The sequence below is a fragment of the Pseudomonas sp. MC6 genome, from assembly GCF_054790575.1.
The window spans coordinates 1,484,534-1,501,372 of the sequence record NZ_CP186504.1 but is presented as its reverse complement, the minus strand read 5'-3'; the positions used below and the strand labels follow the sequence as shown (position 1 = coordinate 1,501,372).

Annotated in this window: 13 protein-coding genes; 2 read left to right on the top strand and 11 right to left on the bottom strand. The window is 58.6% G+C overall.

Annotation, left to right across the window (positions count from 1 at the left end; all coding sequences use genetic code 11):
• Window positions 1-2: 2 nt before the first annotated feature.
• The 8 genes from ACOYXE_RS06820 to ACOYXE_RS06785 all read right to left on the bottom strand — a co-directional run bounded on the left by ACOYXE_RS06820 (window position 3) and on the right by ACOYXE_RS06785 (window position 9,578).
• On the bottom strand, window positions 3-1,352 hold the full coding sequence (locus ACOYXE_RS06820; protein WP_160058005.1) for an HlyD family type I secretion periplasmic adaptor subunit: 1,350 nt from the start codon (window positions 1,350-1,352) through the stop codon (window positions 3-5).
• Window positions 1,349-3,124 (bottom strand): type I secretion system permease/ATPase, encoded by a 1,776-nt coding sequence (locus ACOYXE_RS06815; protein ID WP_460928320.1) that lies wholly within the window; start codon window positions 3,122-3,124, stop codon window positions 1,349-1,351. The genes ACOYXE_RS06820 and ACOYXE_RS06815 overlap by 4 nt, the downstream gene beginning before the upstream one ends.
• Window positions 3,125-3,333: 209 nt before the next feature.
• The gene (locus tag ACOYXE_RS06810) at window positions 3,334-3,756 is read right to left on the bottom strand and encodes an AprI/Inh family metalloprotease inhibitor (protein WP_405123692.1); all 423 of its coding nucleotides are present in this window, start codon (window positions 3,754-3,756) and stop codon (window positions 3,334-3,336) included.
• A 93-nt stretch (window positions 3,757-3,849) separates the two neighbouring features.
• On the bottom strand, window positions 3,850-5,316 hold the full coding sequence (locus tag ACOYXE_RS06805) for a serralysin family metalloprotease (protein WP_160058008.1): 1,467 nt from the start codon (window positions 5,314-5,316) through the stop codon (window positions 3,850-3,852).
• 456 nt (window positions 5,317-5,772) lie between these two features.
• On the bottom strand, window positions 5,773-6,858 hold the full coding sequence (locus ACOYXE_RS06800) for a polyamine ABC transporter substrate-binding protein (RefSeq protein ID WP_007914896.1): 1,086 nt from the start codon (window positions 6,856-6,858) through the stop codon (window positions 5,773-5,775).
• Window positions 6,859-6,916: 58 nt separating this feature from the next.
• The gene (locus tag ACOYXE_RS06795; RefSeq protein WP_160058010.1) at window positions 6,917-7,261 is read right to left on the bottom strand and encodes a cupin domain-containing protein; all 345 of its coding nucleotides are present in this window, start codon (window positions 7,259-7,261) and stop codon (window positions 6,917-6,919) included.
• Between the two features lie 42 nt (window positions 7,262-7,303).
• A complete protein-coding gene (locus ACOYXE_RS06790; RefSeq protein WP_460928317.1) occupies window positions 7,304-8,710 on the bottom strand; it encodes an NAD(P)/FAD-dependent oxidoreductase in 1,407 nt (468 codons plus the stop codon).
• A 52-nt stretch (window positions 8,711-8,762) separates the two neighbouring features.
• Window positions 8,763-9,578 carry a helix-turn-helix domain-containing protein gene (locus ACOYXE_RS06785; RefSeq protein ID WP_160058014.1) on the bottom strand — a complete coding sequence of 272 codons (816 nt, stop codon included), beginning with the start codon at window positions 9,576-9,578 and terminating at the stop codon, window positions 8,763-8,765.
• Between the two features lie 263 nt (window positions 9,579-9,841).
• Between ACOYXE_RS06785 and ACOYXE_RS06780 the strand changes: the two genes are divergently transcribed.
• Window positions 9,842-10,114 (top strand): DUF1652 domain-containing protein, encoded by a 273-nt coding sequence (locus ACOYXE_RS06780; RefSeq protein ID WP_038367758.1) that lies wholly within the window; start codon window positions 9,842-9,844, stop codon window positions 10,112-10,114.
• A 50-nt stretch (window positions 10,115-10,164) separates the two neighbouring features.
• On the opposite strand, the gene ACOYXE_RS06775 is transcribed toward ACOYXE_RS06780, so the two are convergent.
• On the bottom strand, window positions 10,165-12,639 hold the full coding sequence (locus ACOYXE_RS06775) for a UvrD-helicase domain-containing protein (protein ID WP_460928315.1): 2,475 nt from the start codon (window positions 12,637-12,639) through the stop codon (window positions 10,165-10,167).
• Between the two features lie 279 nt (window positions 12,640-12,918).
• Here ACOYXE_RS06775 and ACOYXE_RS06770 point away from each other — a divergent pair, with 279 nt between their 5' ends.
• Window positions 12,919-13,614 (top strand): pirin family protein, encoded by a 696-nt coding sequence (locus ACOYXE_RS06770; protein WP_160058018.1) that lies wholly within the window; start codon window positions 12,919-12,921, stop codon window positions 13,612-13,614.
• Window positions 13,615-13,684: 70 nt separating this feature from the next.
• On the opposite strand, the gene pgm is transcribed toward ACOYXE_RS06770, so the two are convergent.
• Both pgm and ACOYXE_RS06760 read right to left on the bottom strand, forming a co-directional pair.
• Entirely contained in the window at window positions 13,685-15,331 is a 1,647-nt protein-coding gene (gene pgm / locus ACOYXE_RS06765; RefSeq protein ID WP_160058020.1) for a phosphoglucomutase (alpha-D-glucose-1,6-bisphosphate-dependent), read from the bottom strand.
• Between the two features lie 105 nt (window positions 15,332-15,436).
• Complete coding sequence (locus ACOYXE_RS06760; RefSeq protein ID WP_460928312.1) at window positions 15,437-16,834, bottom strand: aminotransferase-like domain-containing protein; 1,398 nt, start codon at window positions 16,832-16,834, stop codon at window positions 15,437-15,439.
• Window positions 16,835-16,839 lie beyond the last annotated feature (5 nt).

Sequence of the window (16,839 nt, the reverse complement as noted above, 5' to 3'; positions counted from 1 at the left end):
CCTTATTCCTCGGTCAACGCGGAGCCGGCCCGGTCGAGCAGCGGTTTGAACAGATAGTTGAGGAGTGAACGTTCGCCGGTGCGCACGAACATTTCTGCCGGCATGCCGGGCTTGATCACCAGACCGTTGAGTTTTTCCATGGCCTGATCGCTGACGCTGCTGCGCAACACGTAGTACGGCACGCCGGTTTTCTCATCGACCATCTGGTCGGCGGAAATCAGGCTGACCTCACCCGGAACGCGCGGGGTTTTGCTCTGGTTGAATGCGGTAAACAGGATGTCCACCGGCAAATGCGCACCAACTTTGTCGATCAGGTTGATTGGCAAGTGCCCTTCCACTTCCAGGGTGGTGCCTTGCGGGACGATCTCCAGCAACGTTTCCCCCTGGCGCACCACGGCACCTTCGGTGTGCACGCCGAGGTTGACTGCCACACCGTCAGCGGTGGCGATGATTTCGCTGTGTTGCAGGTCGAAACCGGCGGAAGTCAGTTGCTCCGACAGGGTCACGCTTTTCAGCTGCGCGTCGGCCAGTTGCGTGCGAACTTCCTTCTGGTATTCCTCGGCATGCTGTTGCAGCTTCAGCCGCGACTCGAGGATGCCCTGTTCCACACGGCCGCTTTCACCGGTGTTTTCCGCCAGTTGCTGCTGCACTTGCGACAGTTGCCGCTGGTACTCCATCAAGCGGTTGCGCGGGATGTAGCCGTTGTCGGCGAGCGGTTGCAGATTGCTCAACTGTTGTTGCAGCGAGCTGGCCTGAGCATTCAGATCAGTACGCGCGCGACGCATGCCGGCCAGTTGCGCGGTGGCGCCTTCGATGCTCGCACGCAGTCCGGCCTGCTCGCGGTAGTACGCCTCGCGACGGCTGCTGAACAGTTGGCGCTGACCTTCCAGCACCAGTGCCAGACGCGGATCCGGGTCATTGCTCAGCTCGGCCGGAAAGGTCACTTGCTTGAGGTTGTCACGCTCGGCCTGCCAACGCGCAAGGCTGGCCCACGCCATACGGTACTGCGCTTGCAGCGATTGCACGTCAGCGGCGACTTGCGTCTGATCGAGGCGGAACAGCGGCTGGCCCTGCTTGACGATTTCGCCTTCGCGCACCAGGATCCGGCTGACCACGCCGCTGCTCATCGACTGCACGGCTTTGCGTTTGCCCGACACGACGACCGTGCCCTGCACCGGAATGCCTTGATCCAGCGGCGCCAGGGCCGCCCAGGTGAAGAAGCTGCCAGCACCGACGATCGCCAGAATCCAGCCCATGCGCGCGAAAAACTTCGCATCGCGCTCCGGGCGTTCGGTGATGTAGGCGTGTTCCATGCTCGCTTCGTTTTCAGTGTTCATGCTTGCGCTGCTCATACACCCGAATTCCTTGTCGAGGGCTGATACTGTCGGCTCATGCTGAGCCCGCCCGGTGTCTGTGCAGCTTTTTCCCGTTGTTGTTCTTGCTGGCCGGAAAGTGCCTTGAGCACGTCCTGACTCGGGCCGAAGGCTTGTAAACGACCGTCATTGAGGACCAGCAACTTGTCAGCCTGGGCCAGTACCGAAGACCGGTGCGTCACCAGCACCACTGTGGTGCCTTGCGCTTTAAGCGCAGCGATGGCGCTGGCCAATGCGGCTTCGCCGACGGTGTCGAGGTTGGAATTCGGTTCGTCCAGCACCACCAGACTCGGCGTGCCATACATTGAACGCGCCAGGGCCACGCGCTGCTTCTGGCCGCCGGACAAACCACTGCCATCCTCGCCCAGTTGCGTGTCGTAGCCTTGTGGCAGGCGCAGGATCATTTCGTGCACGCCAGCCTGTTGCGCGGCGGCGACGACTTTCTGCGGATCGGCCTCGCTGAAACGGGCAATGTTCTCGGCGATGCTGCCGCTGAACAATTCGATGTCTTGCGGCAGGTAGCCGATGTACGGGCCAAGGTCATCGCGGTTCCAGCGATGAATATCGGCGCCATCGAGACGCACGGTGCCGCCAAGGGTTGGCCAGACACCCACCAGTACGCGGGCCAGTGTCGATTTGCCGGAGCCGGAAGCACCGAGCACGCCGAGCACTTCGCCGGCATTCAGATTGAAATTGACCATCTGCAACGTAGCCGCGCGTTGCCCCGGTGGGCCGGCGCTGACTTGTTCGAAGGTAATCTGGCCTTTCGGCGGCGGCAGCGCCATGGCGTCGTCGCTGGGCGGGAACGCTTGCAACAACGCATCGAGACGGCGGTAAGCCAGCTTCGCCCCGCTCCACTGCTTCCACACCGCGATCAACTGGTCGATAGGGCTGAGCACGCGGCCCATCAGAATAGAACCGGCAATCATCATCCCGGCGGTCATGTCACCCTTGATCACCAGTAATGCGCCCAGCCCCAAGACCAACGATTGCAGGCACAGGCGCAGGGTTTTGCTCAAGGAGCTGATCACTGCACCGGTGTCGCTGGCCTGATTCTGCAGACCGAGGAACCGCGAGTGCACCTGGAACCAGCGTTTGCGCAGCGAACCGAGCATGCCCATCGCCTGAATGGTTTCGGCATTGTGTAGATGACTGGTGGCCAACTGACTGGACTTCTGCGAATAACCGGCGGCCTCGCCCAGCGGCTTTTTGGTCATGTATTCGTTGAGGCACGCCAAGCCGATCAGCAACAGTGCGCCCGCGGTTGCGAGTCCGCCGAGCCAGACGTTGAACAGGTAAATCACGAACAGATAGACCGGGAACCACGGCGCATCGAAAAACGCGAACAGCGCAGGCCCCGTAACGAATTGGCGAATGTGCGTCAGGTCACCCAATGACTGCCCGGCGTTGCCCTCGCCTTTGAACAGGTTGCGCTCGAACGCGGCTTGATAGACGCGCAGGTTGAAGCGGCGCTCCAACTGACTGCCGATGCGGATCACGATAAAGCTGCGCACCACTTCCAGCAGGCCGATAAAGGCGAAGAAGCCGACAACCATCAGCGACAGCATCGCCAGGGTCGTTTCGTTCTGCGAGGACAGCACCCGGTCATAGACCTGAAGCATATAGATGGAAGGCACCAGCATCAGCACGTTAATCAGCGCGGTAAAGCAGCCGACGCTGATCAGGATACTTTTATAGTCACCCAATGCCTTGAATAAGGGCGCGGTGGCTGGGGCCTTCGCCATCTTCATTGTTTATTCCTGGAAAATATTTCCCGCCATTCATTGGCGAGAGTCGAATTAATTAACCGCACAACGTCGGAACTTGATTTTTTCGTCTGCCGCTTACACTTTCATAACAACTCAAGCGATTAAATGCGGTGCAGTTGCCACTCAGCGTTACTTATAACCATAGCCTGGCGCTTTATATTAAAACTTTGTCGCCATCTGGATAATCAAGGCTATTGCGCTGCACGCTCAAGCGTAATCACCAGACCTGACTTCAAAGTGGTCAGATAAAGCCCGTCACGTTGTCGGCTGAAAAACTGGATTCTTGAGCCTTCCTTGCCAGTAATCGACAGGCCGTCCGGATCGGGAAACCAACCGATCGGGGTTTGCTCAAGCCATGCACCGAGACAGTCGGCCCCTTTGCCCAAGGTCTGATTGGATTCAAGGTCGATCAGGCAAGTGTTCGAGGGCTTGTCCTGCAGCTTTTGCGCTTCTCGACCATCATCCCGGGTAGACAACGTCGCTTGCCATTGCCCCGCAAACATCGAGGGTTCTTCAAGTCTGAGGCTGCTGGCCATACTGGTTTCTCCTGAAATCATCATGAGCGCCGCCGAAAGCCACGCCGCCACCTTGTAGGTAATAGCTTTACTGTTCATGGGAATATTCGCTCCGGCGTGTAGCCTTGCTTACCGACCAACACGATGCAAGCAAAGAAAGCGGCGCATCACACGCCGCTTTCCACTGCTACATCACGCGACGATGTCGCTGGTGGCTGCCTGGCCAACGGTGCTGACCTGGAAGTCCGCCACGCCGTGCCCGGAAAAGTCCACCGACAACAGGCTGTTGCCGCCCGACGACGTCAGAATCGCGTCACCGGCGGAACCGGTGAAGCTGCTGACGAAGTGCAGGCCGGAACCGTTGGTGATGCCAGTCAGGTCGATTTTGTCCAGACCGCTGACGAAATCGAGGATCTGATCGATCGCACCCGGCTTGGAGTCAGAACTGGCCGCGAACACAAAGGTGTCCGAACCGGCGCCGCCCCAAAGTTTGTCGGCACCACCAGCGCCGTAGAGGATGTCGTTGCCGGCACCGCCCTTCAGCTCGTTGGCCACGCTGTTGCCGATCAGCAGATCGTTACCCGAACCGCCGATGGCGTTCTCGATGATCGCGCCCTTGGCGATGGACACGTTGCCCACCAGGCCGCCAACGTCGGAGAACGAGGCGTCATTGAGGTTGATCTTCTGGTTCTGGGTGAAACCCGAGAAGTCCAGAGTATCCTTGCCGCCGGCATCCCACACCGAGAACACCACTTTGTCACTTGACGACGAAGCGCTGAGGAAATCGCGACCAGTGTTGGAGTTGAAGCCGTAGGTGGTGTCACCGGTGCGGGTGGTGGTGTTGGCACCGTAAAGCTTCTGGATGGCAGCAATATCGTCCATCAGCGGGCCGGACGAATACGCTTCGACACCGCCCTTGCTGAAGTTCTGATTGGTGTTGCTTTCGCTCCAGTAGCTCATGACGCTGTAGCCGCGGGTGTCTTGCCCGTAGGAAGCGTCGTTGTAGGTCGGGTTGCCATTGCCGGCGTTGTAGTCGCCAGGGTGAGCGAGACCCAGGCTGTGGCCGATCTCGTGAGTCAGAGTCTGACGACCGTAGTTGTTCAGATCCGGGTTCTTGTTCTGCGTGTAGCCACTGTTGATCAGGTACCACGAGGTGCCGTCATAACCGGCGCCAGTGCCTGGCAGATAGGCGAACGCTGCAGCGCCATCCTGGCCACCGCTGTAGTTACCGAAGGTCATGTGGCCGTCACCGCCCGAGGCTTTCTCGGTGAAGGTCACGTTGGCCACGTCAGCCCAGGATTGCATGGCGAGCTTGGCCTGGGCTTGTTGTTGAGCACTGAACTGACTGAACCCGCTGATCCCGTGCTTGTTCATCGTGCTGGACGATACCGAAGTCAGGAACGTGTAGGTGAGTTCGATCTTGCCGCTGCCGTCCTTGTCCTGGTAGGCAGCGCCGTCGCGCAGCAACTGGGTTGCGGCCTGGTCGACGGAGAAGGAGGGTTTGCCATTGACCGTGAGGTTGCCGCCACGATCGTACTGATGGCTGAAGCTATTGATCTGGTTGTACGCCGAACTGGCTGCGGCCAGTGGTTGAGGCGCCGCGGACAGCAGAAAAGCCTGTTCGGCGGTATCAATAGCATTCGCTTTTACTTTCGACATAAACACACTTCCTTGTTTAGCAATGGAACAGTTTTTGTCCGATAGGACTCTCTCTGGCGAGATCGTCCTATCACTCGCCCAATGAAGGCGTAAGAAACCTGACACAATTTGAAATCTGCCGTAAAGGATTTTTTTGAGATCAAATCGGGCTGTTTCGCAAAACTGCCGTAAACAAAGCGTGCGGAGGTGAAAGAATGTTTTAGTTGCGCGGCTTTTGCCTAATTGTCTGACGATTTTCTATTTAAATATTAAATATGGGTAAGTTGTTTTCTGTTAGGCGCGTCTCACTTTGCTGCACTTTATTAGTGCGATGCCAGTGTATTGATATCAACCAAATGGCTCACCCAAACTGTAGGAGCTGACGAGTGAAACGAGGCTGCGATCTTTTGACTTTGCCTTTCAAAAGCAAGATCAAAAGATCGCAGCCTGCGGCAGCTCCTACAGGGGAAAAGCGAGTCAGCTACCGGTCCGGATCTTGTTCCACACCCGCGTGCGAATCCGGTCAATGTTCAACGGCATCGCCTCCAGCGCAAACAGCTTGCCCATCATCTCCGGGCTCGGATACACCTTGGTGTCGTTCTTGATCGCCGGGTCGATCAGGCTGTCGGCCTGCTCATTGCCATTGGCGTAGTGCACGTAGTTACTGATGCCGGCCATCACGTCCGGGCGCAGCAGGTAGTTCATGAACGCATAACCGGCCTTCTCGTCCGGGGCATCGGCGGGCATGGCGACCATGTCGAACCAGATGGCCGCGCCTTCCTTGGGAATCGCGTAACCGATGTCGACACCGTTTTTTGCTTCTTTGGCGCGGTTCTCGGCCTGCAGGATGTCGCCGGAGAAACCGACTGCCACGCAGATGTCGCCGTTGGCCAGGTCGCTGGTGTATTTCGACGAGTGGAAGTAACTGACGTAAGGCCGCACTTTCATCAGCAGCGCTTCAGCCTTTTTATAGTCCTCGGGATTTTTGCTGTGGTGCGGCAGGCCCAGGTAGTTTAGCGCCGCGGGCAGTAATTCCGGGCCGTTGTCGAGGATCGCCACGCCGCACTTCTGCAGCTTTTCCATGTACTCGGGCTTGAAGATCAGGTCCCAGGAGTCCACCGGCGCGTTGTCGCCGAGCACGGCTTTGACTTTGGCGATGTTGTAGCCGATGCCGGTGCTGCCCCACAGATACGGAAAGCCGTGTTCGTTGTTCGGGTCGTTGGTCTGCAGGGCTTTGAGCAGCACCGGATTGAGGTTTTTCCAGTTCGGCAACTGACTCTTGTCGAGTTTCTTCAGAGCCCCGCCCTGAATCTGCCGGGCCATGAAGTGGTTGGACGGGAACACCACGTCGTAACCGGATTTGCCGGTCATCAACTTGCCGTCGAGGGTTTCGTTGCTGTCGTAGACGTCATAGGTGACACCGACGCCGGTCTCTTTCTCGAAGTTCTTGGTGGTGTCCGGCGCGATGTAGTCGGACCAGTTGTAAACCTTGACCGTTTCCGCTGCCTGAGCAAGGGAAACGGCGAGCATCAGCGGTGCCAGAGCGAGGGTCTTGCGGATCATGGATCGATTCCTGTGTGGGTTTTCTTTTTTGTTGGCAGGCAATCAAAGGATCAAACAATCAGAAAATCAGCACGTAGCTCTTGCGCACGGTTTCCTGGATATCCCAGACACCGAGCGTGTTGGCCGGCAACATCAGTGCGTCGCCACCTTGTATGTGCAGGGTTTCGCCGCCACCGTCGGGGGTGAACGTGCAGCGCCCGGAAATGAAATGGCAGAACTCCTGTGCGGTGATCTGCCGGCGCCAGCGCCCGGGCGTGCATTCCCAGACGCCGGTTTCGACGCCGTCGTCGCGCTCGACGCTGGTGGTCGAGGCAACCGCGATCGGCTCGCCGAGGGGCACGGCCACCGGGCTGGACTCATCCAGTTGCAGGGTTGCAGTGTTTTTAAACTGGGTAATGCTCATGGTCTGACCTGTCTTTTGGGCTTTCTTCAAGTAAATCGGCGCTTAGTGCATGAAACCTTCCATGAAACCGGCGACCTGGCTGGCAAGTTTGCGCCGCCATGGCGCAGTCGCCGGGTTGGCCAGGGTCTGGTCTTCGTGGACGAAACTTTTGATGATCGCGTTGTAACCGAGCCAGCGGCACGGCTCCGGTTCCCACGCACGCAGTGCATGAATGCCGCCGTCCGGCAGCACCCACGGCTGCTGAGTCAATTCGGTGTCGCGCTCAAGAATCAGATCGGCCAGCGTGCGCCCGCCGAGATTGCTGGCGCCGACGCCCTCCCCGCCATAACCGCCGGACAGCGCGACGCCATTGGCGCGATCACAGAGCATGTGCGGTTTGAAGTGCCGCGACATGCCGAGATTGCCGCCCCAGGCGTGGGTGATCTGCACGTTTTTCAGTTGCGGGAACAGTTCGCCGAACAGATAACGGCGCAGCTCGACTTCATCGCGGGTCAGATCGAAGTTGTGGCGCAACTTGCCGGCAAACTGATAACCGCCGCGTGCGCCGAAGATCAGGCGGTTGTCGGCGCTGCGCTGGCCATAAGTGACCTGACGACTGAATTCGCTGAACGCTTGGCCACGATTGAGGCCGATCTCATCCCAGGTCGCGGCAGACAAGGGTTCGGTGGCGACGATCAGACTCTGTACCGGCAATTGATAACGGCCCAGCGGCGGCAAGGTCACCGAATAGCCTTCGACGGCCGGCACGATCCAGCGACTGCGCACGCTGGCTTTCGCGGTGCGCAAACTGCCCGACTGCCAATGGATGACGGGGCTGTTTTCGTAGATCTTCACGCCCATGTTCTGCACGGTGCGCGCCAGACCGCGGACCAGTTTCGCCGGATGAATGGTCGCCACGTGCGGCGCGTAAATCCCACCATAAGGCTTGGCCACGCGGATCTGCTGCGCCAGTTGCTCGGGGCTGAGCCAGCGGTAATCGTCGTCGGTCAGGCCCTGGGCGTGCAGTTTGGCCAGATATTCACGCAGCGTGGCTTCCTGTTCTGGATAGCGAGCGGCGCAATACAGCACCCCGCCCTTGCGGTAATCACAGTCAATGCCTTCGCGTTCGAGGACAATCTCCACTTCATCGGGAATGCTGTGCAGCAGATCAAAAGAAGCGCGGCGCTGCTGCGGCGACAGCCCGGCCAGCAGACGGTCCTCGCCAAGCAGATTGCCCATCAACCAGCCGCCATTACGCCCAGAGGCGCCAAATCCGGCGGTCTGCGCTTCGACAATCGCAATGTCGAGGCCCGGCGCGAGTTTTTTCAGGTAGTACGCCGTCCACAGCCCGGTGTAACCGGCGCCGATGATCGCCACATCGACGTCCAGATCCCGCTCAAGCTCGGGCCGCGCGGTCAGCGGCTCATCGAGTTGATCCATCCACAAACTGATAGTGCGCCACGCCGGCATGCAAGACTCCGCCACTGAAATTCTTCGATGGCGTCGATCCTAGTGCTCGGGCTCAGGAGAAGTCTTGCGCGCGTGTCCGCAAAGAAATTTGTTTAACGTAAGCCTTCGGTGACTGGCCAGTGTGCTGTCGAAAACAGCTGTAGAACGCCGACAACGAGTTGAAACCGGCAGCGAACGCCAGTTCATCGATGCGCACCGGCGGCGTGGCGTTGTCGAGGGAGCGCAGCAGATGTTGCAGGCGTGCCTGATTGACATAGCGGTAGAAGCTTTGCCCGAGCACCTGATTGAGCAGATAGGAAATCTGATTGCGGCTGTAACCGCACTCCTTCGCCACTCGCTGCAAGTCGAGTTCGGGATCGAGGTACGGCTGCTGCTTTTCGAAGTACTGTTGCAGGTCTTCAGCCATGAAACTCAACTGGCGCGGCGACAGACCCAGGCGGCTGACCGCCGGGCGCTGACTTGACGAGGCCGTGCCGGCAGTTTGCGTGCGCACCAGCGAGGCATATTCGTTGACCCGCCAAATCAAGCCGTCCCTGACCGTGATCGCCTCGCTGGAGCGAAACGACACCAGCCCGTCGCCGCCGCGCAAGGTCACTTCGTATTGAATGAACGCGGTGTTGCCGTCGACGCGAATGCGGTCGCAATGCTCAAGCAGTTCGTCGGATTCGCGCGGCATGCTGACGCGCACGTATTCGCGTAACTCGTCGAGGCCGAGCACGCGGTTCTGGAAGAAATCGTTGTACTGGATGTCCGGGTGGTACAGCGCCATGACGCTGTCGAGGTCACGGTGCTTCCAGCTCAGGTGATAGCGCATGACCGTGGCGGCCGTGGCCTGGGTCTGTTCTGGGCCGTCGTCGTCGGCGTACATAAAGGGCTCGGCGCAAAAGAATCGAGCTTGCCGAAGTTCGGCGCGGGCTTCAATGACTAATCCGTAGTGGCCATTTGGCGACGATTGCGTAGGCCGTGACTTACATCAAAAAATGCGAAGCAATCGCAAAATGAACTGAAAAATCTCACAGGAATTTCACATCCGGATGCTACTTTTAATGTCAGTCACCGGTTGAGCCAATGAAGGCTCTTCCCACCTAACATGAGCAAACGGAAGCGCTCGATGAAGAAGGCGGGCAACACATGAATAAAGGGTCAAGCAAAGTCACGTTCCCCAATGCATGCCAACTGATGCGCTGGCATTTTCATCCCATGGGTTTCGAGGCGACGATGGACGCGCCGGGCAGCATGATCGCCCGTCTGTTTGATCGCGCCAGTGGCGAAACCATGATCGCCATCGCCGGCATCCCGTGCGCGACGGTGATGAATGCAGCGGATGTCGAGCGAATCATCGAGGCTGTGGAGGATGAGCTGGAAGCTTTCGTACCTCCGGAGTCTCTCAGGAGTTACGCTTAAACTTATGATTTAAAACAAAAAAGCCCACATTTCTGTGGGCTTTTTTGTGCCTATGCGGTTTGTTTGGTGATGCGGTGATCAACGAAGAACGGCTTACCCTTGGCCACCCGGTCAGACGCCCTGGGCATATTCACCGTTTGCGCTTCCTGCGGTTCGACATACCAGTAGCAATGGCTGACAGCCCGTGTAATACCGACGTAGGCCAGGCGCAGGATCTCGTCCTTTTGCGCACTGTCGTACGGTTCGCTGTCACCCGATTTACCCAAACCTGCCATGCGATAAACCTGGTTCTTGTAGGGCGAGCTGGTCAGGTGCTGACAGTCACCGAGCAAGAACACTGCATCTGCCTGCAGGCCTTTGGCGCTGTGGTAGGTCAGTTGTTTCAGGCGCCGCGCCGCGTATGGCAAGCTCGAATCTACATTAACTACGGACTGAATATGCTGTTCAATCAATAACTTATCGCTGCTTTTTCGATACAACATCAAGATTGAATGACCTTGACGATAGTGTTCGGCGAGGCGCTGACCCAAAGCCTGATCGTCGCGCTCCAGCACATTGACCGGCTGCAGCGGCTTGGGTGCGCCGCTGGCCTTGGCCTTTTTGCCGGGGATCGCTGGGGCGGCGCGGACGATATGTTCAGCGGCATCAATGATGTGCTGGTGGCTGCGGTAGTTATCGCTGAGCATCACCCGCGTGGTGCTCGGCGACGGGAATTCCTTGTCGAACGCCATGAAGTAGCTCGGCGAACTGCCGCGCCAGCCGTAAATCGACTGCCAGTCATCACCGACGCACAGCAACGACGAACGCTGCGCGCCCCGCCCGACGTGCATGGCCGGGCCACGACTGCGGATTTCCGTCAGACTTGCGCGAATCCACGAGACGATCTGTGGCGAAACGTCCTGAAATTCGTCGATCATCAAGTGCGACAACGGCCTGAGTAACTCGTCGCTCAACAGCTTGAGGTTCTCCGGCGAATGCTCGCTGAACAGCGCGAACATGCGGTTGTAAGTCATGACCGGCGGTTTCTGATCGAGCAGATGATCTTCAAAAGTCCGCCAGAACAGACTCAGGGCCTCAAAGAAAAACCGGTCCGGGTCATCCTTGGCAAAGCTCATGCGGCTGACGGCGTCAGGCACATCCAGGCCCAGGTTCTCGATGAAGCCTGCCGCTGCGACAAAACAGTCGAGCAAAGGAGCGGAAGCCAACTCGCCCTTGACCTTGTAATCGAAGCCCGGCCCGGCACTCGCATCGCCCGCCAAGGTTGCTAGAACACGCCTTGAAGACTCATAACTATCAAGCCAAATCAACGGCTTACGACAGAAAGCTTGGAACAGGGTGCGCTTCACCGCCCATTCTGCGCGTATGCCGAGCTTGGCATTTGGCCGGCTCACCTGCGGGTTTTCCCGCGGGTCGAAACCTAACACTACCCACGCATCCAGACTCGGAATGTAGCCGTGGCAATGGAATTTTGCGCCGTTGATGTCGAAACTCTGCCGGTTCGGCTCAATGCCCTTGATCGGCCAGGCACCGGCACGGAACCACAGATCTTCGATGGCATCGCACAGTTCTTCGTCGCGCTGGGAGGCCAGCTGCGTTACCGCTACGCGCTTCTGCACGTCCGGGTGATCACGCTCCAGCTCCTTGAGCTGCAAACCGGCGCGAGACAATGGCTGAATCAATTGGCGAAAACGCTCGTCCTGGTTGAACAAGCGGTGATAGCAGGCGTTGAGTTGCTGGCGTTGCGCATCGTTGATGCGCAGGTCGAATGGGTTACTGTCGACCTCCTCGTCAGCACCTTGCGCTCGATGACTGAGGTTTTCAAAGGCCTGCAAGCGCTCAAATCCCGGCAAGCTGCGCACCATCGGCAGAATGCGCGAGTGGAATGTACGCACCAGTTCGCGCGCCTGGCGCAGATTCAGCGCCTGGCCCCAGAGCGCGAACAGCTCAATCAATTTGTTGATGAAATCCTTGCGCGACTCGCGGGTGAAGGTCACCACGGTCATCGAATCCAGCTCAAAGCCCAGATAGTGGTTGAGCAGCAGGATGCGCAGCACCAGCGTGGTGGACTTGCCCGCGCCAGCGCCGGCGACCACGGATGTCGAGGGGGTTTCGCTGAAAATCATCTTCCATTGCGCGACGCTTGGCTGAGCATGCTCAGGCAATAAACGCGCGACATCGGCCTTCATGCGCTTTTTCAGCTCGGCCGTTAGCGGCAGGCGCCAATCGTCAAACAGATGATTATCAACGCTCGGCGGGCGATGCTCAGTGTTGCGGCTGTCACGGATCAGCAGTACCTGCCGGCCTTCTTCCAGCCCCTCCAGCTTGCCTTCCTTAAAGCCATATTCGACGCCAGCGGTGTGGCCGCTGCGGAAACCATCGGCCTGGCCGTGCAGCCACGATGCCCGGTGCTGCGCGCGCAGACGCGTCAAACCATGGCCGAAGAAGCGTGCAGCCAGGCGTTTGAACCAGGGCATCTCGGCCAAGGGGCGAAGTTCGGGAGGAAGATCGGGGGTGTGTTGCGTCACGCTGACGGGCTCCAGTGTGTGAGGCTGTTGCGGCTATGGTGTCTGTATTTGCCGTTCAGTTCTAGCGAAATGCTTACAGGTCATTGGTTTAGGCGATGAACTGAAGGTGAGATGAGACGCTTTCGAGCTGCTTTCTTATCTGGAATTTCGATCATAACGCCGCACTTTTTACGCTTTTTATCGATCATTAACTGATAGATGATGGCCGTCATAAACCACCGGTGTCGCGTCGGGTGTCAACCATTCACACCCCATGACGAACCTTTTGAGGAGACGATCATGCTTGAACTCAGACCTTTCAGCTCGCTAGGCGGCGCCCATCACGGCTGGTTGGATGCCCATCACCACTTTTCGTTCGCCGAGTACTACGACCCACAGCGCATGAACTGGGGCAACCTGCGGGTGTGGAACGATGACGTGATCGCTGCCGGCACTGGCTTCCCGCAGCATCCGCACCGCGACATGGAAATCATCACCTATGTCCGTGAAGGTGCGATTACTCACCAAGACAACCTGGGCAACAAGGGCCGCACCGAGGCTGGCGATGTGCAAGTGATGAGCGCCGGCACCGGCATCGCTCACAGCGAATACAACCTGGAAGCGAAAGACAGCAAGATCTTCCAGATCTGGATTCTGCCGACGGAAACCGGCGCCCCGCCATCTTGGGGTGCCAAACCCTTTCCGAAAGGCCAGCGTGAAGGCTTTGTCACACTGGCCAGCGGCAAGGATGGCGATGACCAAAGTCTGCGGATTCGCGCCGATGCCAGGTTGGTCGCGGCCAATCTCAAGGCGGGTGAAACCGCGGAATATCACCTGGACGAGGGCCGTCGCGCCTATCTGGTACCGGCCACAGGCGTGATTGAAGTCAACGGCTTGCGTGCACAAGCTCGAGACGGTGTGGCAGTGGCGCATGAGCAAGTGCTGAGCGTCACGGCCATTGAGGACAGTGAAATCGTCTTGGTGGATTTGGCTTGATCGCCTGAAGGGCAGACAAAAAAAAGGGGCAACCATCACGGTTGCCCCTTTTATCATGCGCTTGCGAGCATCACTTGCTGGAGATGGCGCCATCCACCAGCGTCTGCGCTTCAACGACCAATTGCTTGAGGTGGTCGTCACTGATGAAGCTTTCAGCGTAGATCTTGTAGATGTCTTCGGTGCCCGACGGACGCGCGGCGAACCAGCCGTTTTCAGTCATCACTTTCAGACCGCCGATCGCCTGATCGTTGCCCGGCGCATGGCTGAGAATGCTTTGAATTTTCTCACCGGCCAGTTCGGTCGAGGTGACCTGGTCAGGTGACAGCTTGCTTAGCAGTGCTTTCTGCTCCGGATTGGCCTTGGCGTCGACGCGCACCGAGAACGGTTCGCCCAGCTCATCGGTCAATGCCTTGTAGGCCTGGCTCGGATCGCGACCGGTGCGCGCGGTCATTTCGGCGGCGAGCAATGCCGGGATCAGACCGTCCTTGTCGGTGCTCCACACGCCGCCGTCCTTGCGCAGGAACGATGCACCCGCGCTCTCTTCGCCACCGAAACCCAACGAGCCATCGAACAAGCCGTCGGCGAACCACTTGAAACCGACCGGAACTTCGTACAAACGACGCCCCAGACGCTTGGCCACGCGATCGATCAGACCGCTGCTGACCACGGTTTTACCCACGCCAGCGTCCGCGCGCCATTGTGGGCGGTTCTGGAACAGGTAATCGATCGAGACGGCGAGATAGTTGTTCGGCGCGAGCAAACCACCGGACGGCGTCACGATTCCATGACGGTCGTGATCAGGGTCGCAAGCGAAGGCAACGTCGAAACGCTCTTTCAAGCCGATCAGGCCTTGCATCGCATGGCTGGACGACGGGTCCATACGAATCTGGCCATCCCAGTCGACGGTCATGAAACGGAACGTCGCGTCGACTTCCTTGTTAACCACTTGCAGATCGAGGCGGTAATGCTCGGCAATCGCCGACCAGTAGCGCACCCCTGCTCCGCCCAGCGGATCAACGCCCAGACGCAGTTTGGCGTCACGAATGGCGTCGAAGTCGATCACGTTGATCAGGTCGGCTACGTAGCTGTTCAGGTAATCGTGACGATGCGTGGTGCTGGCCTTGAGCGCCTGCTCGTAACTGATGCGCTTCACACCGGTCAGTTTGGCAGCCAGCAGTTCATTGGCCTTGGCTTCGATCCATTTGGTGATGTGGGTGTCAGCCGGCCCGCCGTTGGTTGGGTTGTATTTGTAACCACCGCTTTGTGGCGGGTTGTGCGACGGCGTGATGACGATGCCGTCCGCCAGGCCCGAGGTGCGGCCACGGTTGTAGCAGAGAATGGCGTGGGAAATGGCCGGTGTCGGCGTGTATTCATCACCTTCGGCGATCATCACCGTCACACCGTTGGCGGCCAGAACTTCCAGCGCACTGGCCCCGGCCGGGGTCGACAGTGCGTGAGTGTCGATGCCGACAAACAGCGGCCCGGTGATGCCCTGGGCTTCGCGGTACAGGCAGATCGCCTGGCTGATGGCCAGAACGTGCCATTCGTTGAAACTCAAGTCGAACGAGCTGCCCCGGTGTCCGGATGTACCGAACGCCACACGCTGGGTGGAAATCGAGGCGTCGGGCTGTCCGGTGTAGTAAGCCGTTACCAGTCGCGGGATATCGACCAACAATTCTGCCGGTGCCGGTTTGCCCGCAAAAGGACTGAGTGTCATGCAAAACCTCTGAAATAGAGTGGTTCAGGAATAGAGCGCAGTTTACTGGCAGTTTGACCGCAGTGCGATGGGATCTATCCGGGACGCTCTCGATGTTTTTTAACGTTATTCACCGGGTGCCAGGCGCAAGGCGTCACCGAGCAGGCCGACCACGCGGGTCAGGTCATGATCGCCGTGGCTCAGCGGACTCAACCGCACATGCTGCGCATGCAGGCCTTGCAGGCTGAACAGTTCGCCCGGCGCAATAATGATCTGCTGCCTCAACAGGCACTGGAACACCTGCGCCATGTTGACCGGCCGCAGAGAACGCACCCACACGGTCGCGCCACCTTGGGGCTCGACAACCTGCAACGCATCGCCGAGGCGTTCGCGCAGCAGCTCAATCAATTGCGTGCGACGCTCCTTGAGCATTCGTCTCAAGATCAACAAATGCTGATCCAGCCGACCACCCGCCAACAGCCTGGCAACGGCCTTCTGACGGATCGGCGACAAGCGAAACGCGCGCAACAGAAAATGCCGCTGCAACTCGTTGCGCCACTGCCGTGAGAGCAATATGCCGAAAGGTGCCTCGGCACCGATGAACTTCTCGAACGTGGAAAACACCAGCAGACGATCAGGGTCCAGCCAGTCGCGCAATCGTTGGGCGCTCCCTCCTTCGTGGAGTTCGCTGTAACAATCGTTTTCCAGCACCCAAGTGCCATGGCGCCCGAGCAAATGCGCGACTGCCTGTTGGTTGCTCAGCGGTATCAGGCTGCCCCGTGGCATGCTCAACGCCGAAGACAACAGGATCAAACGCACCGGCTCACTCTTGAGTACCGACTCCAGCCGCTGCAGATCAATCGCGCCAGCGGCAAACGGCAGTTCGATCACACGCACCTCGGCGGCTTCCAGCAGACGCAGGATCACCCAGTCACAGGGCGACTCGACGACCACGGTGGCGCGACGTAACTCAAGCACGGAAATCAGAATGTCCAGGACACCGCGCAGATCTGCGCCGATGTAGACGTCATCCGCACGCCAGTAATTGGCGGTGGACGAGGTATAACGCGCGGCCATTACCGTACGCAGTTCAAGTTCTCCGCAAGGTTGCACCAGCGCTTGCGGCTGCCGCGGATATTGACGCAGCAGTTCCCGCTCCAGCATCAATAATGGACTGTCCAGCGGTTGCAGAGAGGCCGGCTCATCGGCGCTCAGCACGCACATGCCCGGGCGCCTGGCATTGACGTAAACGGTTTCCAGCAAATCACTGCCGCTATCGGGTGAGTCCGTTACGTGTAGCGCTTGCGCGTAGTATCCGGATTTGGCGATTGAATAGACCCGGCCTTCCTTTTCCAGCAGCGAATATGCGTACTGGACCGTCGAGATCGACACATTGAGCCGATCCGCCAATTGTCGCAGTGATGGCAAACGCACCGCCGAGCCACTTCCCGCCTCGTCTATCAGCAGCGTGAGGTATCGATATACCGCCTGATAAACAAAGTCATTCTGCCTCGCCGCTTTCACAAGCT